The sequence below is a fragment of the Dyella sp. genome (genome assembly GCF_036746095.1).
Lineage (GTDB): Bacteria > Pseudomonadota > Gammaproteobacteria > Xanthomonadales > Rhodanobacteraceae > Dyella_B.
In genome coordinates this window covers 78,355-98,165 of sequence record NZ_DAIOEU010000001.1, presented here as the reverse complement: position 1 = coordinate 98,165, position 19,811 = coordinate 78,355, and the positions used below count along the sequence as shown (strand labels likewise).

Below are 19,811 nucleotides of genomic sequence, written 5' to 3'. Positions count from 1 at the left end.
CCATATTGAAGCATTTGGTCACTTTATCCACCACACTTCGAGACACAGGCTGCCCACCAGAAAAAGACTGGAACGCGGCGGCAGCTCTCTACAAGGGTCCGACGACACCAAACAAGAAAATTAAAAGATCGGAAAAAGCCTATATACGCTAAAAACTTAGCGACGCCTATGCCGAATTGACCAGAACAAAATAAATCGTCCACTTTACGGCGCCCCAAGCCACCCATCCGCTCATCCAGCCCATGCACTACGCCTCCGCTCGCAAACCAGCCTTGCTTGCCCTGCTCTGCTGCGCCTCCGCAGGAATGGCTCAGCAGCCTCCCCGAGGCTCGCTCTGCCGCCCTCCGGAAAAAACCTATTACAGCTGCAACACCACCCATCACAAAATCATCAGCCTGTGCGGCGCGTTGCCCAATGCGCTTCAGTATCGCTTCGGCAGCCCCGGCAAAGTCGAACTGCAATACCCTGCCCGCGCCAAGGACGGTACCAAGCTGATGCGCTACACCTATTATTTCCGCTTTAGAACCAACTACACAGAAGTGGTGTTTGATCACGACAACTACAACTACACCGTATTCGACTACGACGAGGGCGACGGCAGCCGCAGCGCCGGGGTCCGCGTCACTGGCAGTGATGCCGTCGAACACGAAATAAAATGCAAGGAACCTGTGGAAGGGGATTTGGTTAAGCCTGGCAAGTTTTTGAAATGTGATCCAGACAACGCTCTCAACGACAGCAGCGTTCCTGATAGCTGCCACCGCTGAACCCTCTTTCCATTTTTATAGCCCACCAACCCGTCTCGATCATGCAAAAACTCAACTCGGCATTCGTTCTTTTAATGGTTCTGGCCCCCTTGGCAAGCGGCTCTTCCCTCGCGGCTGACGCCCCCTCGTCGGCTACTTTGTGCGCTGCCAGTGAAAAGACCTACCTGAGCTGTGAGACAGAAAACCACAAGATAATCAGCGTATGTGGCGCACTGCCAAATGCCTTGCAGTACCGTTTTGGGCGGCCGTCCAAAGTCGAACTGCGTTACCCCGCAGACGCGTCGAAGGGAACCTCCAGCATGTTGTACGCTCGACAAATCGACGACAACGACAACAGTTCTGATCTAAATTTCACCCACGGCGGTTACCGCTATCAAGTATTCGATCTACACCACACTCATGGAAGCCGTTATACCGGCGTCATTGCACAAGGCAAAGACCAAATCGAGCACAAGGTGGTTTGCGCTGGAAAAGTTCAAGGCGATCTGGACGAGGTCGGCAAACACTTGAAATGTGATCCAGACGATCTTCTAAACGGCGGCGTGGAGGACGGTTGCCACCAACCCTGAACCTGCCTGGTCAATCAGTGCACGGTTATCGCGTCGATTGCAACGTTTGATCACGAACCATGCTGTTCAATGTGTGCGCTGCGCCAACACCACCCACCCCATCACCGGCTGGCCACCCTCTTTGCGTAAGGTGTCCGTGCGAATACTGATGTGCGAAAAACCCGTCGATGCCAACACACGTTCCACGTAACCACGCGTGTGCTGATAACGGCCACTGGGCGAAAGGACGACGCTGTCGTCTTCACCCTCGGCAGCTTCCACCGTGAACGCCACCCAGCCGCCTGGACGCAATGCAGCGTGCGAGGCATCCAGCACGTCCCGCAGTTCGCCGAAATACACCAGCGTGTCAGCGGAAAACACGACGTCGTAGGTATCCGGGTGCGCCTGCAAATAGGCAGTAAGTTCCGCCACCTCAAGCCCGTCATAGCCGCCGCGCGCGCGCGCCTTGTCGACCATGCCGCCGGAAAGATCCACGCCCACCAGTTGCTTGGCATAAGGACGCAGCCATGGCGCGCAAAGCCCGGTACCGCAGCCAGCATCCAGGATATCGAGAGCGCCTACGACGCCTGGCAACACGCCACCTAACGCCTCCGCAAGGACTTGCGGCGCGCGATAGTTCAGATTCTTCAACAGCTGTTCGTCGAAGCTCTCGGCGAAGGCATCGAACACTTCACGCACGTAGTCATCAGCCGCACGCGACGGGGCCTCCGCGGCGCCACAAGCCGCCAGCATATGCCGCGGCACCGGATGCTCCGGTTCGCGCGCCAGCCAATCGCGATAAACCTGCGCCGCCTCTTCCAGCCGATGCAGGGCGTACAAGGACATGCCCAGCGATTCGAGCGCCCGTACATTACGCGGGTTCAATTGATATGCCGTGCGAAAACATTCCACCGACTGCTCGACGTGCTCCCTGCTCTGCGCATGATTGCGCAGGAACATGCCCATCAAGTAATACCCTTGCGCAAACTTCGGCGCCTGCTGCAGCAGCTTGGCGTATGCCTCGAATGCCTCTTCCAGCCGCTCCTGCGCTTCCAGCACCACGGCCAGATTGTTCTGCGCGTTGTAATGCTGCGGGCCGCATTCCAGCGCCTTGCGATAGCTACGCTCGGCATCGCGCAGCCGTCCGCATTCCTTATGGATATTGCCGAGGTTGTTGTGCGCATCCGGGTGCTTGGGCGTGATCTTCAGCGCCGCTTCGATCAGGCGCACGCCTTCGTCACTGCGTCCCTGCTGATGACAAAGGACGCCGAGGTAGTGCATGGCATCAGGCTGGCCGGCGCGCCGTTCCAGCACATCGCGGTACAGGCGCTCGGCCGTGTCCAGGTCGCCGGCCTGATGGGATTGCATGGCCTGGTTCAGCGCGACGCGATAGTCCGTCGCCGCCGCAGCAACCGCAGACCGACGAGCCGACATATGCGCAGAATCTCGCTTCATGCCCATGACCCCGTTCTTAGGAGAACATGTCCAACGCACGCCTTGCTATCGCCGACAGGAAGCGGAACAGCAAGCCAAGTACGTACTCGATGAACCCCACCGTCATCTGGACCGTTGAAGCAACGACGCGCCCCATAAACCGCATGACCGCAGACATCAAGTTGCGGACAGCCTCGCCAAGGCGAATCGATTGCAGCACGCCGCTGTAGAGCAGGCGCGCAAGAGTATCGAGTACGGTCGTACCCGCGAACAAACCCACCCCCAACACGTTGCGCGGCGTATTGCTCACCTGCTTTACGATCCAGTCCAGGGCGGACAAGATCAATTGCAGTGCAGCGGCCGAGCGCATGATGAAGGGGCCGCTATCCTTCGCCGCATCGGCAAGCCATTCGCTCGCTTTCTCGAAGCTGCTGTGCTTGGGCAAGATGACCGGCAATGAAGACCAGGAGCAGCCCGCCACCGTTTTTTCGTACGCATCGGGCATGGAGTGCGCCTCGATGCTGACCAACTTGCCAGGGCCTTTCAGGCGATACGCATTGCTGCCGTATGGCACATGGAAATACGGAAAGATCGGCACCATGGGCACCGGGTCGGTATCGTGATAGCAACGGTAAATGTTCTGCTCGCCCAATCGGCCGGAGAGATATTCGGCATGCCCCTCCAAACCGCTACGCGGCGCGCCGAACGTATATAGCCGCACGCCGCAACCGATGCCACTCAGGCTGTCTGCGATCAAGGTGGCCATCGCGCCGCCCAGGCTATGGCCGACAATGTGCAATGCCGAAGGGTTGCGTCCGCGCAACTGTTGCAGGATCTGCGGCAACACCGATTGCGCCGCGCGCCAGAACCCGGTGTGCACGATATAGCCGCTGGGCCCGATGATACCGCCCATGCGCACGTTGCTCAGCCAGTCGTAGCCGCTCTTGGGATGCGTACCGCGCACGGTGACGAGACATTCGCCCTGGCGGGCCGCCTTTCCCCACGCCACGTAGCCGAAGCCCGTCTGCTGTTCGATCACACCCATGCCGGTGCTGCCAACCACATGGGTGCCCCCGCCGATGTCGAAAGCCTCGCGCGCAGTTGGCGCCGCCGCCTCGGCAAACCGCATGTTCGAACTCAGGCGCACCTGGTAAGTACTGTCGGCAATCTCGGCCGCCTGAATCGGAGAAAGTTCCATGGCCATCGTAATCCCCTGAAAAAATGAAGGAGCCGCGTCTTACACGGCTTTGCAAATGCCGTAGTGCTTGCCCTCGTAATCCGGCTGGCGAGTCAATTCACAAACCAGATTGATGGGCTTGCCGTCGAGCTCCGTATTGGCGTTGTAAGAAGTCTTGCCATGCAGCCAGGCGGTGTACTCAACGCCCTGGTACTTGATCGTGATGGTTTGCTGGATCGTCGGCTGGGCGGGAACCAGTCGCAGCAAGCCGGCCTTGCGCTCGATGGCCGGAAACCCAAACGCACCCTTGGCATCGGTGACGGTCTGCTGCGGCGGAATTTCGTTCTCATTGTCCGACCACACCACCTTTTCGGTCAGCTCGGCGCCTTCCACCGGCTTGCCGTCCTTCAAGACGGTGCCATGTACTTCGGAAATCAGAACCAGACGATCGAACGCACCCATCGCACATCCCTCAGATAAGCCAGACAACAAAAATACCAGAACGATAAGCAAAACCTTGCAGACCGAACGCGATATGACCCACTGTTTGCGCATCGCACTTCGCCCTTTGCTCACTAGTGTTTGGAAACACAGATTCAACGGTGAGAGAGGCCTGCCGTGGACCCATCCCGCCAACCTGACAACAAGAACATTACAACCGCCACCCTAACAATATGAATCAATGTGGTGAGTGGTACGTGGAATAGATCAGAACCTCCTAGCGTTTCACCAGCAAGTAAATCGAATAAACCAATGCAGCGAGGCCGGCGGCAGGCATGATTATCAATGAGAACCAACCGCACACGAACATACCGTAAAGCACATTTCCCACATCCCTGCCTGCAATGACGCACGGCCCAACGTTTGCCTCGTTCAACTCACACTTCGCCCAATTGGCCAGGGCACTCGCCAGCATGGCAAGTAGTATCGGCAACAGACCGATACAGGCAATCAACAGGTAAATCAGCCACGGCTTCACATGCATTCTTCGCCTCACCCCTTGTCCCGCCGCGAACTCCACATGGCTTGCCACGTCTTAGCCGATCATCACCTTGAAGCACCCCAGCACGATCACGCCGCCATGGACAGTGCTGTCTCCCATGCGCGCGACCGGCCGGCCGCCCGCCAACACCTTCGGCGAGCCCATCGCGATCGCATCCGGTGGCCCCACGCAAACCGCCATGTCGCCAACGCATGCCACCGGCATGCCACCGATCAATACGGTTGGCGCACCGGGGCCGGATATCGGGCCGCCAACGTGGGGCACTGGCCCGGTAGTCATCGGACAGGTGTGCATGTCGGCAAGGCGGGCTGCGGGTTGCATGGGGGGTACTCCAAACGCTGGTAACGATAATGTCTTCGGACAACTTACTTTCCATCAGCGGCGGAGGCCGCAATGATGGTCAATGGCGATCTCGCTTTTCGGCAAATAGCCATCCCTTCTTCAAGATCGTCTTTCCTGCAAGGTGATCACTGCCCTTTTGAGCCTGAACTAAACATCGCCGCTCTGGACCGCCGCCGATGTCGCCCCGAAAACCATGGTGCTGACGATCGCTTTCCAGCCGCCTGGGCGGCGCACGATGACACCATTGCCCGATACGCCGTCACCTGCGTCGTAATCCGGCCCAAGCGTCAAGAGCACGCTACCGCTGTAGTTGACGGTCACGTTGTCCTGTGTCGGCTCATGGTAGGCACGAAGAACACCGCCATCTCGTGTCATCACGAAGCGGCAGCCGGTAAATGGGGCGGTGAATATGTAATCTGCCGTGCAGCTGGACAGATCGATGCTGCCAAAGCTGCCAGAACCGGAAGATGCGGTCTGCCCATTCCAGTGCAGAAAATGCCCAACGATCGGGCTGCCTCGACGCTTGGTCTTGGCATAGCTGCCCACCGCACCAAGGATGGTCAATTCCACAAACCGCCCCTTGGGCACCAGGTCGAACTCCACCGCATCGTGACCTTGGATATCCTTGAAGCCGTCGACCTGCGAGTTCCTGACCATCTTCGAGCACAGAATACCCGTGTTTTTCAGAAACTTTTCGGGATCGGCTTTGAATTTCGCATTATTGCCGTTCATGAAAAAAACGCCCTCTATAAATGGCTTCGCCCGTCATGTCACCGAATAGCTACGGCCACTGCGTGGGCGGCTGCCCTTGCCCAACGTGACCACTCGCCGTTGGCGCCACCACGATATTCCCCAGGTATCCAAATGTGATGTTGACGCTTTGCCAACTCGTCGTATCGAATTCCTGCAACTTGTCGAACTCTCCGTCCAACTCGCCGATAAAAGCGTAAATCGGCTGCATCTCCGTAGCGCCCCAAACGCTCCTTGCCCCGATCAGGAATATCGACGAGACCGTTCCGATCAGGGCCTGCTTGGAGCGCATGTTCTGCACGACCTGAAGCGGCGCAACACTCTGCATGCCCGCCACTGGCCGTGAAAAATGACCGCCAATCACATACGCGGGGTCCTTATAGACCACGGTCAAGGTCATGCAAGTGTTGATCTCCGGATACACGATATCTTCGCCTCCAGCATGACATGCACCCGTCTGGCCTTCGCTCAGCCTCATAAGTCCCCCTTGCCGTTAGCGCTTCAAGTTATGACTAAATACTCCGGCCCCAAGTCCCGCATCAGGTGAAATATTGAACCACAGGGCTGGCGCTGTAACCGAGGCGCCCGTCAGAAAGCCACTGCGCCTGGACCACTGTTCCGTACACGCGGGAAGCGGACTGCTTATGCCTGCTCGTCCCTGCCAAACCATAGTAGCTTTTGGTGGCGCCCTGATAATTGGGATACGCATTTACAAATTGCAGGCCTAACGCATTGACAATCTTCAGGCCGGCGGCATGGTTGTTCTGACTCATGCTGTATAAGTGGTTCGCTATCCACCCTTCTTCCATCTGGCTATATCCAGGCGGCACGAATACCGAGAAATTCAGGTTCGCGCCGGGCCCTTTCGCCTCGACGATCAGAAAGTCCGTACCCCCTGATTGATTCGGAATTTCCCAGATCTGATCTATGCCCGTGCCGGAATGAACATGGTAGCCCCATATCATCTGGAGGCCGGGATGCCGCTCGAGCACATAGATTGCGGCAGCCGCTTCACCGACGCATTCGGTGATGCGCGTATTGGCCAGCAACTGACGCATGTCGGTAGCGATCTGATCGAAGTGCTGGCACGCGACCGCGTCGCCGCCCAATCCTGCAACCTCCTGTTCAAGGCCTTGCCATACCGCTTGGCCATGCACATCCAGCCATGCGAACGGCAGGTAGATTTCGTTTGTTGTCCTCAGGTTCCAGCCAAAGGTATTGTTCAGATCGTCATGATACGTGACGTCCTGATGCATGCCCAGAAATGGCCATGACGTAAGAACAGGCGCTGCGAGAGCCCGCCCATTGGCAGCGTTGATCCTGATGACTTTGGTCTTCGGTTTCTTGGTCGAAACGAAAGAGTGCTTGTCGTATTTGTGGAGAATTCCTGCGTAGTCCACTTTTTTGCGCGCCCGCAAACTCCGCCCCATGCCTTTTCTCCTCGATCAAGTCGGCCATCGATCTTTGTCAAAATTACAAAACAACAGGTAACAAGAGCCTGCGCTTTTCCAACACGACGAGCGGCAAGCGCCGCAGCACCATGTTTTGCTTATGCGCCGAGCACCTGGAAGAAAGGAGGATCGGTCTCTCTACCCATCGCCGCCTTGTATCTTCTCCACTCGGACATCAACGGTTTGGCCCGCAAACCAGCTCCAGCCAGTCCAATGATGCGCTTGTCGCCGCGAAAGTAAGCATCGATCACATCTTTCTTGCCAAACGTGTCCACGAATGTCACTGCCAAGGCGTGTTCGTGGTTGTAGACCCTATTTCGCTTGCCTAGCAGATCAGGATCAATTTTCCCCATGATTTCCCGTGCGAAAAATTCGGTAGTCCCTTCATCGAGATCCTTGCCGAATTGCTCCTTGAAATCGTCGTGCGAGTAGGCATGCATGGCTTCGTGAACGTAGGTGCCTTGCATCTCATCCACCCTGTTCTGAGTTTGCAGCAGATGGACGATCGTGCCGTGGCTATCGTCGTGGACGGTAAGCCCCTTGGTTCCTACCTGAAGGCCAAGCAGCTGCGTCTTCCTATGCTCGTCCAGATCTTCGGGAACGGACTTCAGAGTCGAATCGTAGATCGAACCCCGCTCCAGGATCTGCGTAGTGGCGCTTAGCGCAAACCCCAAGCTCGTATGTTCCTTCAGCAAAAACTGCTTTTCCTCTACCCCGAAACAGCTCGAGGCAAGCTGCTTCACCTTGCTGGTAAACGCGGTCGAGACAAGAGACCTGGGCTTTCGCCCGTCGCATCGGTGCTCCGCATAACTGAGGTAACGGTCTCCACATTCAACACAATTCACCCAAACGGCAGCCATATGCCCACCCTCCAGACGTTTGATTCAAGTCGGAACCAAGGAAGCGTGAAAAACACCCAGCCATCTGCCGTCAGCACTGACCTGGAAAGACTCACAGCAAAAACCGCCACTTGGAGAGGCCAGTTTTTTTTTAAAGAGTTCTCACCTCCGAAGACCTCAAATTCTTCGCGCGCCATCAACTCGTATAACCCGCCGTTCCTACCGTTGGAGGAAACAACAGCCATGTATTGCCAGGCAGAGCATCGTATTTCTTTTCGAAATAAATCATGATCGTGACACCTTTGCTGGCTGCAAGGGCACTGAAGCGGGCGCAACATAGCAGGCAGGGACGCGTAGTTTGGCCAATGCCCAGCAGGGTCACGCCAGTCAAGCTCGTTCCGACGCTTTTCCAGAGGCCACGCTCAGCACATTGCGAGGCAGTGCTATTGATGGTGTAAGGAGTATTTGTGGCTATGCTCACCTTTCCTGTCAGCTTCGCCGTATCTTTGTCGTAATTGGCAGCAAATGCGTTGAAGTAAATACTTTTAGCGAGCTTGCCCCCTTTGGGAACCTCAATGGCCGCATACAGCGCATTGAGGCACGTCGCCGAGGGGAATCCATGTTGTCCTCCGAGAGCATCGAGCGTCTGGCCAGTAACAAGATTGGCCGTCGTGAGCGCGACAGTAGCTGCGCCATCCCATTCAGGCACGCTGGAGGTCTCCCTCGCTTCAACAGCAGGACTTGAAACGACGAGCGTCCATCCTTTGAATTTTTGTTGGCATTTGGGACAAGTTTTTGGCTTGACGGAGACATCGACTGTCTCGTCACAGCCTTTACATTGATATGCCATGTCGTCCTCCATGCGGGTGCTAAAAAGTGACCAGGCTGTTCCGGTAACCACCGCTTATACGCGACCAAGAACTCGCAAATAGTCAGGTGTGCCGCTTGCCTCTCACTCTTAAAGAGATGAATGTGGTGCATGACCGAGAGCGCGTCGGACTCGCGCTTGATCAGGCGTATCATCCTAATGCATACGAAAACCCTGCTTCGCCGGTACCAACCTTCACACCAGTTACGGGCATACCGGCGATCATGCGATTGAGGAATTCTCGGGAAACATCCGGCAACATCGTGTTGGTCAAAATCGCGTCGATCATGCGCCCACCCGACTCGCTCTCGGTGCAACGACTCACCACCAGCTTCACCACGTCGTCGTTGTACTCGAACGGAATCTTGTAACGCGCCTCGATGCGCTTCTTGATGCGGCCCAATTGCAGCTTCACGATCTCGCCCAGCATCGTCTCGCTCAGCGGGTAATACGGAATCGTCACCAGGCGGCCAAGCAAGGCCGGCGGGAATATTTTCAGCAGTGGCTCGCGCAGCGCCTTCGCCATGCCGTCGGGATCGGGCATCAGGTCGGGGTCCTTGCACAGGCTGGCGATCAAATCAGTGCCGGCATTGGTGGTGAGCAGGATCAGGGTGTTCTTGAAATCGATCTGGCGGCCTTCGCCGTCTTCCATTACGCCCTTGTCGAACACCTGGAAGAAGATTTCGTGCACGTCAGGATGCGCCTTCTCCACTTCATCCAGCAGCACGACGCTGTACGGCTTGCGGCGTACGGCTTCGGTGAGCACGCCGCCTTCGCCATAGCCGACATAACCGGGAGGTGCGCCTTTGAGCGTGGAAACGGTGTGCGCTTCCTGGAACTCGCTCATGTTGATGGTGATGAGGTTTTGTTCGCCGCCGTACAACGCCTCGGCGAGTGCCAGCGCGGTCTCGGTTTTGCCGACACCAGAGGTGCCAGCGAGCATGAACACGCCGATCGGCTTGTTCGGATTGTCGAGGCCGGCGCGGGAGGTCTGGATGCGCTTGGCAATCATCTCCATCGCGTGGTTCTGGCCGATCACGCGCTGGCTCATGAGCTTGGCCAGGTTCATCACGGTTTCCAGCTCGCTCTTCACCATGCGGCCGACAGGGATGCCGGTCCAATCCGCCACGACGGAACCGACGGCGGTGTAGTCGACCGTGGGCAGAATCAGCGGATGTTCGCCTTGCAGTTCGGCCAGTTGGGCCTGCAATCCATGCAGTTCCTCGAGCAGGCCGGCGCGTTCTGAATCGCTGAGTTCAGGTGATACGTTGTCGGCCGCGGCTTCGGCCTCTGCCGCTTTTTCCAGCTTGCTGCCGGTGCCTTCCACCGGCGAATGATCGCCGCGCAGCCTGGCGCGGATGGCGAGGATCTTTTCGACCAGTACTTTCTCGGCTTGCCAGTTGGTTTCGAGTTTTTCCAGCCGCGTTTTTTGCTCGGCAAGCTTCTCGTTGGCGGCGGCTTCGCGCTCGGTCACGTTCACGCCAACGGTCTTTTCGCGGGCGATGATGGCCAGTTCCGTTTCCAATGCCTGGATGCGCTTGCGCGTATCGTCCACTTCCGGCGGCACGGCGTGCTGGCTGATGGCGACGCGTGCGCAAGCGGTATCGAGCAAGCTCACGGCTTTATCCGGCAATTGCCGTGCGGGGATGTAGCGATGCGAGAGCTTCACCGCAGCTTCGAGTGCTTCGTCGAGGATCTGCACGCGATGATGCTTTTCCATCACGCTGGCGACGCCGCGCATCATCAGGATGCCCTTATCTTCGCTGGGCTCGTCCACTTGCACGGTCTGGAAGCGGCGCGTGAGCGCCGGATCTTTCTCGATATGTTTTTTATATTCGGCCCAGGTGGTGGCTCCGACCGTGCGCAGGTTGCCACGCGCCAGTGCTGGCTTGAGCAAGTTGGCGGCGTCGCCGGTACCAGCCGCGCCGCCAGCACCGACCAAGGTATGTGCTTCGTCGATAAAAAGAATGATCGGCTTGGGCGAGGACTGCACTTCCTCGATCACCTGGCGCAGGCGATTTTCGAATTCGCCTTTCATGCTGGCGCCTGCTTGCAACAGGCCGACGTCGAGGGTGCGCAGTGCCACGTCTTTCAATGGCGGCGGTACGTCGCCGGCGGCGATGCGCAAGGCGAAGCCTTCCACCACGGCGGTCTTGCCCACGCCGGCTTCGCCGACCAGCATCGGGTTGTTCTGGCGGCGGCGCATCAGGATGTCGACCACCTGGCGGATTTCCTCATCGCGCCCAACGATGGGATCGATCTTGCCGTTGCGCGCTTGCTCGGTCAGGTCCACCGTGAACTGGCGCAGCGCTTCCTGCTTGCCCATCTGCGCCGGCGGCATGGCGCCACTGGCTTCACCGGGTACTGCAGCGCTGCCGAGGCGGAATCCATCGTTGGCGTTCTGGCCATCTTCCGGCGAGCCGCTCACCACTTCGGCGAATTTCTCCGCCAGGGTTTCCGGCTTGATCTTCTCGAACTCCTTGGAGATGCTGAGCAGCGTGTTGCGCAGGTTGCGCGTGCGCATGGCGCCAAAGATGAGATAGCCCGTGCGCACTTGCGCTTCACCGAACATCAAGGTGGCGAAGACCCAGGCCCGCTCAACGGCTTCTTCCACATCGCTGGAAAGGTCCGAAATGCTGCTGGAACCGCGCGGCAGGCGATCCAATGCATCGGTAACGTCGCGCGCAAGGTTGGACGGGTTGAGATTGAACTGCTTGACGATGCGGTGCAGGTCCGAGTCCTGCAGTTGCAGGACCTGGTGGATCCAATGCACCAGTTCGACGTAGGGGTTGCCCCGGAGCTTGCAGAACACCGTGGCGCTTTCGATACCGCGGTAGGCCAATTTGTTGAGCTTGCCAAACAGTGCACTGCGACTGATTTCTGCCATGACGACTACCCCTGAAATTTTTGATACGCGCACCGCGCGATTTCGAACCAGCTCACCGACTTCACCTTGACCGTAGGCTGGGATGACAATCCCAGCACCAGACATCCGTTAAAGCAGCTGGGATTTTCATCCCAACCGATTCATTCCAGAAGATCTTCATAAGGAAGCAGATTCTTAGAGGTCTTCTGCTCCTCGATGTAAAGTCGCTTCAGCTCCATTTTTGCCTTGGAGTAGGAAAGCAACTCCTCTTCCAAGTGCGAAATTTCCGGATCCTCCGCAACTTCTATTTGCTCTTGCAATTCCTTGACCTTCGCATCGACTGCAAGGACGCACATCGTCAGCGTGTGAATACTTATTGCCATGATTCGACCTTTAACTACGAGCCAGTTCACAGGCCTTCGCCACGGCGGCTCTGGCGAAGTTGTCCAACGCTCCCTTATATACGTCGGGAAACATCGGCTTGGCTGGCTCTATTTGATAATGGTTGGCATCAAAAACTTCGTTGTAGTCCGGGCCGGTAATAGCCAAATTCGGATCAACCAGCGTGTCCTTGGGTATATAGAAAGAACGCCAAGCGTTCCCTTTGAATACCTTTTCTTTGTCAAACAGCGAAGTACCAGCGCCCGGCCTCACCTTCCCATCGTCATCGCTGATCTTGATATCAGGCTTACGGTATTTCGGTTTCCCATTGGGAAGCGTGCCGATCAGCTTGCGCTCAAAAGTCGGATGGAGGATGCCTTCGGCTGGCTCGCCGTCTACGATCGGGCCATGTGGAAAGTCGCTCGTGTGGGCCGCTCGCCAAAGATCTGCTGGACAGGTTGACATACGATCTCCTTTCATTTTGATAGTCCACCGCTGGCATAGCGACTCCAGCGCTTGCATCTGTCAAAGCAGCCGGGACTTCATCCCAGCCTACGTCGCCTTGTCGTCATTCCGGCGAAGGCCGGAATCCAGTCAAAAGTGGCGTGCGCAGCACACGACACAAAGATTTTGTGTGCTTCGCACGACGTGCTTCACTGGATTCCGGCCTTCGCCGGAATGACAGCCTGCTTCGAAATGGGATTGGTATGCGCATGGATTTCATCCCACCGGCCTCAACACCACATCATCGTTATCCGCCTTGCGTTGCGGTTGCCCCAGCCACGTGGTCAACCCCATCCGTCCGGTCTGCCCCATGCGCGTGGTCGGTATCTCTTCGTGCTTGAGCACGAGTTGCACGTCCCACGCTTTTTCCTCGCCGACGTACGTTTTCACCGCCGCCATCAACTGGCGCAGCGCTTCACCACCCGGCAGGAAGTTGTTGAACTGCGAGCGCGTCAAGGGGCCAAGACGCAGGCGGAAGCGTTGTTGCGCACCCCATACGTATTCGCCGATCACCGCGGTGGAGCCCAGGCCCGCGACGTCGCGCGATTGGCCCAGGCGCAAATGCGCGGAAGCCGGCAAGCGCATCCACTCGGTGGTGAATTCGATCACGCTGACCGGAACGCCGAAGAAATGCTCCAGCAGATGTTTCAAGCCTTCCGCATTGCGGGCCTGCGCCAGCAGGCGTCCGGCAAAGAAATGCTTGTAGCGGTCCGGCAGTGCATCGCGGCTTTGCAGGTTGGCGGTGGACAATCCCACCAGCGCGCCCATGTAAAGACTGAAGCGGTCTTCGCCGGGGCGATCGAGCTGGATGGTCGGCTGCGCATCGGCCCACACGCGATAGAACAGGCTCAGCATGCGGTGATGGAAGATGTCCGCAAACGCGATGAAGGTGCCATCGCGCGCGTTGAGCTTGCGGTCCAGCGCGTATTCGGTGAGATGCAGCGGCAACGGCGCATTCGGGCCGAACAGGCCGAAGAACAAGCCATACATGCGCGGCGGCTTGCCATCGGCTTGTGGTTCGAAGCGATCCACCGTGCGCGGTGCGAACGCCAGCGATGGCGTCTGGCATAGGCGCACGGGATCTTCCGCCGGTTTGGTGGAGCGCCCAAAACGCGGCCGCTCCGGATAGGCGCATTCGAACCGGCGCAGCGCTTCGAAAAATTCGAAGAGCTCCGGCTGATCGCGCAGCGCCTGCTCAAGCGCTACACGGTCGTGCGCTACAGGATCTGGCGTTTGCCGAGTCGGGCCGGCCATCGCGCTACCTCGTTGCGTTCCAGGGTGCGCAGCACGGTTTCGGTGAAGGAGTTCACCGAGACATAGCGCGCAAAGAAATGCCGCATCACCGAGCCGAGCAGGAAGGCCCCCGTGCCTTCGAAAGCACCGTCATCGCAGGTCAATGTGATTTCCAGGCCGCGCCCGAAAGCGATCGGTCCCGGTACCGGAATACGCCTGACCACCGGTTGGCAGCCGACGGCCTTGACGCCTTCGATCTGGCGGCGTGCGCTGGCGTCGAATTCATCGCAATACAAGGTCAGCATTTCGCGCAGCGCCGCGGCGCCTTCCTCGCCGCTGTCGCCGAGCAGCGACACATAGTTGAGCTGCAGATGGCTAAGCAGGCGCCACGCGGTTTCGCCATTCGCCGTCGGTGCACGCGGCTTGGTGGGGCCGGCGACGCAGCGGATGGAGGTGATCGGCGCGCCGGTTTCCAGCGTGAAGTCGGTACGCGACTTGCCCACCGGCATCTGCAACGGCAGGTCGCGATTGGTGCACATCAGCATCATGCCGACCTGCCGCAGCCTGGTGGAATACGGTGCGTCGTTGGCATCCACCAGCGACATGAATACTTCGCTGCCCACGTAGCTGGAACGCGCGCCATGCAATTTCTGCCGTGCTGACAACAGGCGCGGTTCGCGGCGCAGCGTGTAGAAAGCGGCACTGCCGCTATGCCACACGCGCTCGTCGCAACCGTAGAACGGTTGAAAGCTCTGCTCGGGTTCCGCGCGATCGCCAAAGCCTTCCACCTGGCTCATGCTGTGCACTTCAAAATCCATCGGCCGCGTGCGGTCGGCCAGCACGTGGTATTCGGTCTTACCTTGTTGCAGATGGATGCGGTCGGCGCGGCGCGGAAACAGATTGATGGCCGGTGTGCAGAACAGCCGGAAATTGCCGGTATCGACGGCGTTGTGCAGCCGGCTGACGCTGCGGTCGAAGAAAACGGTGATGTCGAATTCGGTGGCCTGCGAACGTCCGAGCACCTGTTTCAAGCCGGTAAACACGGCGAACAGGAAGCGCTCCGGGCAGGCGAAATATTCCTGCAGCAGGCGGTAACCGCTGAACGACCGATCCGAATACGGCAGCAGGGCCTCGTCGTCGGCGAAACCCTTGTCCCGAATCGCCGATGCATCGAAGTGTTCGACCAGCATGCCGCTGGGGCCGGGCATACGCACCACGAAACCCTGCGCGTTGCCGAGCAGTTGCTCGTACAGGCGCTTGGGCAATTCGTCGGCGCCGGCAATGAAGATCGGCAGCTCGTCCAGCGCCAGCATGTTGGCCTGTGCACCGGCGGTGATCACGAATTTCAACCGCAAGCCCGCACGCACGGTCTTGCCGGCGGGAATCGGCACGCTGGCTGCCGCAATGGCGGCTGGCGTTTCAAAGTACTTGGCCTCGACCAGTTCCAGCGGCCACAGGGTCACGTCGTGCGCGGTACGGTATTCGCAGGCGGTGCGGTCGTCGTTGCTGATCAGGCTGCGCAAGGCGGTGTTGCGCGCGACGGTATGGCCGGTGGCCAGTGCGCTTTCTTTGGTGTCGGGATTCAACTGCACCACGGCCATCGACGGAATCGGCGACAGGTAGTGCGGATAGATCATCTCCATCAGGTGCTGGGTGAACACTGGATACTGCGCGTCGAGCTTCAGCTGGATGCGTGCAGCCAGAAAGGCAAAACCTTCCAGCAAGCGTTCCACGTACGGATCGGCGCACTCGAAACCTTCCATGCCGAGGCGGCCGGCAATCTTGGGATATTCGCGTGCGAATTCCGCGCCCATTTCCCGGACGTGTTGCAGCTCGCGGTTGTAGTAGCGCAGCAGTCGCGGGTCCATGGATTAACGCTCCGAACTTAAGGATGCAACGGCTGCCGGGAGCTCCAGCTTCGTCACTCCGGTGAAGGCCGGCACGCGGGGAGAGCACATGGATGTGCTCGGCTTTGAGGAGCGAGGAATGACGATTCGCTTCAGGATGGTTTCAACGCTCCCACGGCTCGCTGCGCTCGTACCCCACCCTAGCCCTCTCCTGCAAACAGGGGAGGGAGCGGTCTTTGGCGATGATGGAAATACCTGCATCAGAGCCCTCGTAGCCCTAGCCATCCGAAACATTGAATTTGCCTGTTTCCAGGTCCACTTCGGTCTTGAGGTAAAGATTCAGCGGAATCGGCTGTGCCCACATTTCCGATTCGATATTGAAGGTGAGCGACTGGCGATCCATGTGCTTGAGATCGGCATTGACGAGGACGCGCAAGGTGTTCGACGTGAGGCGTGGTTCGAACGTAAGAATGGCTTCGCGGATCTGGCGCTGCAGCACCTTCGCGTCGACGCCCGATACGGCCACGCCGGTGAGATCGGGAATGCCGAAATTGACTACCGAGCGCGCTACCTCCGGATAATCGGCCAGCTCCTCATCAATGCCGAGATTCACGCAGTTGAGCAGCCACGAGATATCGCGGGCCACGCAATCGCGCAGGCGCGAGGCGGAAATCACGCGTTTTTCGCGACTTTCCTCGGCTTTGGCCGGCTCGTCATCGGCCAGCCGGTCCAGCAGCGACGGCTGCAGGCGTTCCTGGGTGGTGAGCTCGGCCATGAGCTATCAGGCGTCGAAGGTGATGGTGCGGATGTCCAGCAGCGGGTACTCGCCCGCATCCGTCGCCAGCATGCGCTGGCCGGAGCCGACGAAGCACTCGTCGCCGAGATCGATCCACTCGGTCTTGCGCGCCAGCACCACATCGCTGTCGGCGGCACGTTCTGAATTCGGGTAGCGGCACGGCACGAAGCCGACTGCTTCGCCGCCGTTGTTCCAGGTGATCTGTACCGGTGCCCACACTTTGTCGCGCAGGTCGGTGGGTGGGTCGAATTTCAATTGGCGGATGCGCGCATACGGCACCCATGCATACCCACCGTTGACGACGACTTCCAGGCAGGGGCCAAAACGCGGGTCCGCATCGGCCAGCCATTCGAACGGCGTGCCGTCGATGTTGCCGCTTACCGCCTGGGCCTGCTCAAAGGCCTGCTCGCGCAATGCCACGGCCTGTGCGACATGCCCTTGGCCAATCAGCTGCAGCGATTGCAGCAGCAGCGCCAGCCATTGCGCCGGCTCGCCGATCACCGTCGGCAGCTGCTCGCCGTTTATGACGTGCGCGCGCTTCAACTCGCCCTGCAAGGCGCGGCTGTACGCTTCTACCATCAAGGTGTTGCCGGCATCCAGCTCGCCACTCACCTTCAACTGCGTTTGCGCACGCTCCCACTGCCCCAGCAGCGACAGCAGCTGAAACAGGAACACGCGTGCCTTGGCGTCGGCCGGATTGCCGCGCACCTGCGCGGTCAGGCCTTGCAGCGCCTCGTCGAGGCGGCCTTCTTTGAGCATGTTTTCGGGAGTCATGTCCTAAGCCCCTGCGTTCCGCCAACCCGCTCCCGCCATTCCGGCGAACGCCGGAATGACGAACATGGCTCCTCCCCTGCACGCAGGGGAGGAGGCCGTTCCTCGCATTGCATGGGTGCCTGCAACGCAGGCATCAGACTCAGCCCTTGGCGACCTGTTGCATGTCGAAGGTGAAGTCCTTCGTGCCGCCGTCCTTGCCGCCCTTGTCGTCCTGCGGCTGGAAGGAGTACTTGAACTTGCCGAAGTGCAGCGTGACGTTCTCGGTGAGGCGATCTTCGCCGCCGCTGCCTCCGGTGGACACGGAGGTGACCAGCACGCCTTCGCTCAGCTCGATGGTGAGGAAGTCGGTCTGCTCGCCGGTGGCGTTGGTCACGTACAGCGTGGCCTTTTCGATGCGTGCGCCGGTGGCGCAAGCCTGCAACAGCGCGTTGGAGCAACCGTCCACGTACTTGGTGACCGAAATATCCTGCACGTGCGCCTTGCCGCCGCTGGCCGAGCCTGCGCCGGTGTGCAGGTCGCCGGTGTTGCTCACGCCCCACGACCACGCCAGGATCGGCACTTCACCTTTGTGCTTCTTGTGGTTGGAAGCGCCCTTGACCGCCACGCTGCCGCCTTCAAACTTGATATGCATGTCGAATGCCATAAATCCTCTCCTCGCTGCTCTGATTGATGATGGTCTGATTGATGAGGGCTACCGCCGCACTGGCGGCTCCTTTTACTGCACTACTTCCTGATTCAAGCCTTCGCCGCCGACGGCAGACGCGAGACCAGGCGCAACGACACGGTCAAACCCTCAAGCTGGTAGTGCGGCTTGAGGTAAAACTTGGAGGTGTAATAGCCGGGCGCGCCTTCGACCTCCTCGACCACCACTTCCGCGGCGGAAAGCGGCTTGCGCGCCTTGGTTTCTTCGCTGGAGTTGTCCGGGTCGCCGTCGATGTACTGGCTGATCCAGTTGCTGAGCCACTTCTCCACCGATTCGCGGCTGCTGAACGAACCGATCTTGTCGCGCACGATGCACTTCAGGTAATGCGCGAAACGGCAGCAGGCGAACATGTACGGCAGGCGCGCAGCCAACGCCGCGTTGGCGGTGGCGTCGGGGTTGTCGTATTCCTCCGGCTTGGCCAGCGACTGTGCGCTGATAAAGGCGGCCATGTCGGAATTCTTGCGGTGGACCAGCGGCATCAGGCCCATCTTGTCCAGTTCCGCCGAGCGCCGGTCGGTGATGGCGATTTCGGTGGGGCACTTCATGTCCACGCCGCCGTCGTCGGTCGGGAAGGTGTGCACCGGCAGGCCTTCTACCGCCCCGCCGGATTCAATGCCGCGGATGCGCGAGCACCAGCCGTATTCCTTGAACGAGCGGTTGATGTTCACCGCCATCGCGTAAGCCGCGTTCTGCCAGGTGTACTTGGACGAGTCGGCGCCGGTGGTGTCTTCTTCGAAATCGAACTCGTCCACCGGGTTGGTCTTGGCGCCGTACGGCAGGCGCGCCAGCGTGCGCGGCATGGTCAGGCCGAGGTACTTGGCGTCATCCGATTCGCGCAGCGAACGCCAGGAAGCGTAATCGGGCGTGGAGAAGATCTTTGCCAGGTCGCGCGGGTTGGCCAGCTCGTTCCAGTTGTCCATGCCCATCAGGGTGGAGTTGGCGGCGCTGATGAACGGTGCGTGCGCGGCCGCGGCGACCTGGGCAATGCCGCCCAGCATCTCGACATCCTGCGGGCTGTGATCGAAGTAGTAGTCGCCGACCAGGCAGCCATAAGGCTCGCCGCCCAGCTGGCCGTATTCTTCTTCGTAGACTTTCTTGAAGATCGGGCTCTGGTCCCACGCCGTGCCTTTGTAGCGCTTCAGCGTCTTGCCCAGTTCCTTCTTGGAGATGTTGAACACGCGGATCTTCAACAGCTGATCCGTTTCCGTGTTGTTGACCAGGTAATGCAGGCCGCGCCAGGCGCTTTCCAGCTTCTGGAAATCCGCATGATGCATGACCAGGTTGAGCTGCTCGCTGATCTTGCGATCCAGCTCGGCGATATAGGCGTTGATGGTCTGGGTGACGTCATCGGAAACGATGTCCGCCTTGTTCAACACCTGCTCGGCCAGCGTGCGCACCGCCGATTCCACTTCCTCGCGCGCACGGTCGCTCTTGGGCTTGAATTCCTTGTTGAGCAGCGAAGCAAAGTCGCCGGCGTCGACGGTTTGTACCGCGCCACCTTGTTCGGCCAGTTTTTCGGTTGCCATGATCG

General features: G+C 59.0%; 21 protein-coding genes. 2 read left to right on the top strand and 19 right to left on the bottom strand.

Going from position 1 to position 19,811, the window contains the following annotated elements; all coding sequences use genetic code 11:
• Window positions 1–242: 242 nt before the first annotated feature.
• Together V7M64_RS00430 and V7M64_RS00425 are read left to right on the top strand one after the other, a co-directional pair.
• Window positions 243–764: a hypothetical protein gene (locus V7M64_RS00430; protein WP_333676241.1), complete on the top strand. Its 522-nt coding sequence runs from the start codon at window positions 243–245 to the stop codon at window positions 762–764.
• Window positions 765–805: 41 nt separating this feature from the next.
• Window positions 806–1,333 (top strand): hypothetical protein, encoded by a 528-nt coding sequence (locus tag V7M64_RS00425; RefSeq protein WP_333676240.1) that lies wholly within the window; start codon window positions 806–808, stop codon window positions 1,331–1,333.
• Between the two features lie 66 nt (window positions 1,334–1,399).
• Here V7M64_RS00425 and V7M64_RS00420 read toward each other — a convergent pair whose 3' ends face one another.
• From V7M64_RS00420 to tssC, 19 genes are all read right to left on the bottom strand, one after another.
• Window positions 1,400–2,767, bottom strand: a complete 1,368-nt coding sequence (locus V7M64_RS00420; protein WP_333676239.1) for a tetratricopeptide repeat protein — start codon at window positions 2,765–2,767, stop codon at window positions 1,400–1,402.
• Between the two features lie 16 nt (window positions 2,768–2,783).
• The gene (locus V7M64_RS00415) at window positions 2,784–3,944 is read right to left on the bottom strand and encodes a lipase family protein (RefSeq protein WP_333676237.1); all 1,161 of its coding nucleotides are present in this window, start codon (window positions 3,942–3,944) and stop codon (window positions 2,784–2,786) included.
• Window positions 3,945–3,983: 39 nt separating this feature from the next.
• A complete protein-coding gene (locus V7M64_RS00410) occupies window positions 3,984–4,385 on the bottom strand; it encodes a DUF6795 domain-containing protein (RefSeq protein ID WP_333676236.1) in 402 nt (133 codons plus the stop codon).
• Between the two features lie 256 nt (window positions 4,386–4,641).
• Window positions 4,642–4,902: a hypothetical protein gene (locus V7M64_RS00405; protein ID WP_333676235.1), complete on the bottom strand. Its 261-nt coding sequence runs from the start codon at window positions 4,900–4,902 to the stop codon at window positions 4,642–4,644.
• Between the two features lie 57 nt (window positions 4,903–4,959).
• Window positions 4,960–5,247, bottom strand: coding sequence for a PAAR domain-containing protein (locus V7M64_RS00400; protein ID WP_333676234.1), 288 nt, complete (start codon window positions 5,245–5,247; stop codon window positions 4,960–4,962).
• A 168-nt stretch (window positions 5,248–5,415) separates the two neighbouring features.
• Complete coding sequence (locus tag V7M64_RS00395; RefSeq protein WP_333676233.1) at window positions 5,416–6,000, bottom strand: hypothetical protein; 585 nt, start codon at window positions 5,998–6,000, stop codon at window positions 5,416–5,418.
• 49 nt (window positions 6,001–6,049) lie between these two features.
• Window positions 6,050–6,496, bottom strand: a complete 447-nt coding sequence (locus tag V7M64_RS00390; protein ID WP_333676232.1) for a hypothetical protein — start codon at window positions 6,494–6,496, stop codon at window positions 6,050–6,052.
• A gap of 61 nt (window positions 6,497–6,557) precedes the next feature.
• Window positions 6,558–7,448: a hypothetical protein gene (locus V7M64_RS00385; protein ID WP_333676231.1), complete on the bottom strand. Its 891-nt coding sequence runs from the start codon at window positions 7,446–7,448 to the stop codon at window positions 6,558–6,560.
• 119 nt (window positions 7,449–7,567) lie between these two features.
• Complete coding sequence (locus V7M64_RS00380) at window positions 7,568–8,329, bottom strand: hypothetical protein (protein ID WP_333676229.1); 762 nt, start codon at window positions 8,327–8,329, stop codon at window positions 7,568–7,570.
• Window positions 8,330–8,504: 175 nt separating this feature from the next.
• On the bottom strand, window positions 8,505–9,158 hold the full coding sequence (locus V7M64_RS00375) for a hypothetical protein (RefSeq protein WP_333676228.1): 654 nt from the start codon (window positions 9,156–9,158) through the stop codon (window positions 8,505–8,507).
• Window positions 9,159–9,327: 169 nt separating this feature from the next.
• Window positions 9,328–12,063 carry a type VI secretion system ATPase TssH gene (gene tssH, locus V7M64_RS00370; protein ID WP_333676227.1) on the bottom strand — a complete coding sequence of 912 codons (2,736 nt, stop codon included), beginning with the start codon at window positions 12,061–12,063 and terminating at the stop codon, window positions 9,328–9,330.
• A gap of 140 nt (window positions 12,064–12,203) precedes the next feature.
• Window positions 12,204–12,425: a hypothetical protein gene (locus V7M64_RS00365; RefSeq protein WP_333676226.1), complete on the bottom strand. Its 222-nt coding sequence runs from the start codon at window positions 12,423–12,425 to the stop codon at window positions 12,204–12,206.
• A gap of 10 nt (window positions 12,426–12,435) precedes the next feature.
• Window positions 12,436–12,888, bottom strand: coding sequence for a hypothetical protein (locus V7M64_RS00360; protein ID WP_333676224.1), 453 nt, complete (start codon window positions 12,886–12,888; stop codon window positions 12,436–12,438).
• 255 nt (window positions 12,889–13,143) lie between these two features.
• Window positions 13,144–14,181 carry a type VI secretion system baseplate subunit TssG gene (gene tssG, locus V7M64_RS00355; RefSeq protein WP_333676223.1) on the bottom strand — a complete coding sequence of 346 codons (1,038 nt, stop codon included), beginning with the start codon at window positions 14,179–14,181 and terminating at the stop codon, window positions 13,144–13,146.
• On the bottom strand, window positions 14,145–16,028 hold the full coding sequence (gene tssF, locus V7M64_RS00350) for a type VI secretion system baseplate subunit TssF (protein WP_333676222.1): 1,884 nt from the start codon (window positions 16,026–16,028) through the stop codon (window positions 14,145–14,147). The genes tssG and tssF overlap by 37 nt, the downstream gene beginning before the upstream one ends.
• A 256-nt stretch (window positions 16,029–16,284) precedes the next feature.
• Window positions 16,285–16,782, bottom strand: coding sequence for a type VI secretion system baseplate subunit TssE (gene tssE, locus V7M64_RS00345; RefSeq protein ID WP_333676219.1), 498 nt, complete (start codon window positions 16,780–16,782; stop codon window positions 16,285–16,287).
• A gap of 6 nt (window positions 16,783–16,788) precedes the next feature.
• Window positions 16,789–17,577: a type VI secretion system accessory protein TagJ gene (locus tag V7M64_RS00340; protein WP_333676217.1), complete on the bottom strand. Its 789-nt coding sequence runs from the start codon at window positions 17,575–17,577 to the stop codon at window positions 16,789–16,791.
• 139 nt (window positions 17,578–17,716) lie between these two features.
• Window positions 17,717–18,220, bottom strand: coding sequence for a type VI secretion system tube protein Hcp (locus V7M64_RS00335; protein ID WP_333676215.1), 504 nt, complete (start codon window positions 18,218–18,220; stop codon window positions 17,717–17,719).
• Between the two features lie 92 nt (window positions 18,221–18,312).
• Window positions 18,313–19,806 (bottom strand): type VI secretion system contractile sheath large subunit, encoded by a 1,494-nt coding sequence (gene tssC / locus V7M64_RS00330; RefSeq protein ID WP_333676213.1) that lies wholly within the window; start codon window positions 19,804–19,806, stop codon window positions 18,313–18,315.
• Window positions 19,807–19,811 lie beyond the last annotated feature (5 nt).

Bases quoted from the DNA above. Each gene is read 5' to 3' on its own strand.
- V7M64_RS00420 (WP_333676239.1), bottom strand. From the start codon at position 2,767: ATGAAGCGAGATTCTGCGCATATGTCGGCTCGTCGGTCTGCGGTTGCT.
- tssE (WP_333676219.1), bottom strand. From the start codon at position 16,782: ATGGCCGAGCTCACCACCCAGGAACGCCTGCAGCCGTCGCTGCTGGAC.
- V7M64_RS00335 (WP_333676215.1), bottom strand. From the start codon at position 18,220: ATGGCATTCGACATGCATATCAAGTTTGAAGGCGGCAGCGTGGCGGTC.
- V7M64_RS00360 (WP_333676224.1), bottom strand. From the start codon at position 12,888: ATGTCAACCTGTCCAGCAGATCTTTGGCGAGCGGCCCACACGAGCGAC.
- V7M64_RS00340 (WP_333676217.1), bottom strand. From the start codon at position 17,577: ATGACTCCCGAAAACATGCTCAAAGAAGGCCGCCTCGACGAGGCGCTG.
- V7M64_RS00430 (WP_333676241.1), top strand. From the start codon at position 243: ATGCACTACGCCTCCGCTCGCAAACCAGCCTTGCTTGCCCTGCTCTGC.
- V7M64_RS00375 (WP_333676228.1), bottom strand. From the start codon at position 9,158: ATGGCATATCAATGTAAAGGCTGTGACGAGACAGTCGATGTCTCCGTC.
- tssH (WP_333676227.1), bottom strand. From the start codon at position 12,063: ATGGCAGAAATCAGTCGCAGTGCACTGTTTGGCAAGCTCAACAAATTG.
- tssG (WP_333676223.1), bottom strand. From the start codon at position 14,181: ATGGCCGGCCCGACTCGGCAAACGCCAGATCCTGTAGCGCACGACCGT.
- V7M64_RS00365 (WP_333676226.1), bottom strand. From the start codon at position 12,425: ATGGCAATAAGTATTCACACGCTGACGATGTGCGTCCTTGCAGTCGAT.
- tssC (WP_333676213.1), bottom strand. From the start codon at position 19,806: ATGGCAACCGAAAAACTGGCCGAACAAGGTGGCGCGGTACAAACCGTC.
- V7M64_RS00410 (WP_333676236.1), bottom strand. From the start codon at position 4,385: ATGGGTGCGTTCGATCGTCTGGTTCTGATTTCCGAAGTACATGGCACC.
- V7M64_RS00390 (WP_333676232.1), bottom strand. From the start codon at position 6,496: ATGAGGCTGAGCGAAGGCCAGACGGGTGCATGTCATGCTGGAGGCGAA.
- V7M64_RS00400 (WP_333676234.1), bottom strand. From the start codon at position 5,247: ATGCAACCCGCAGCCCGCCTTGCCGACATGCACACCTGTCCGATGACT.
- tssF (WP_333676222.1), bottom strand. From the start codon at position 16,028: ATGGACCCGCGACTGCTGCGCTACTACAACCGCGAGCTGCAACACGTC.
- V7M64_RS00385 (WP_333676231.1), bottom strand. From the start codon at position 7,448: ATGGGGCGGAGTTTGCGGGCGCGCAAAAAAGTGGACTACGCAGGAATT.
- V7M64_RS00380 (WP_333676229.1), bottom strand. From the start codon at position 8,329: ATGGCTGCCGTTTGGGTGAATTGTGTTGAATGTGGAGACCGTTACCTC.
- V7M64_RS00395 (WP_333676233.1), bottom strand. From the start codon at position 6,000: ATGAACGGCAATAATGCGAAATTCAAAGCCGATCCCGAAAAGTTTCTG.
- V7M64_RS00425 (WP_333676240.1), top strand. From the start codon at position 806: ATGCAAAAACTCAACTCGGCATTCGTTCTTTTAATGGTTCTGGCCCCC.
- V7M64_RS00415 (WP_333676237.1), bottom strand. From the start codon at position 3,944: ATGGAACTTTCTCCGATTCAGGCGGCCGAGATTGCCGACAGTACTTAC.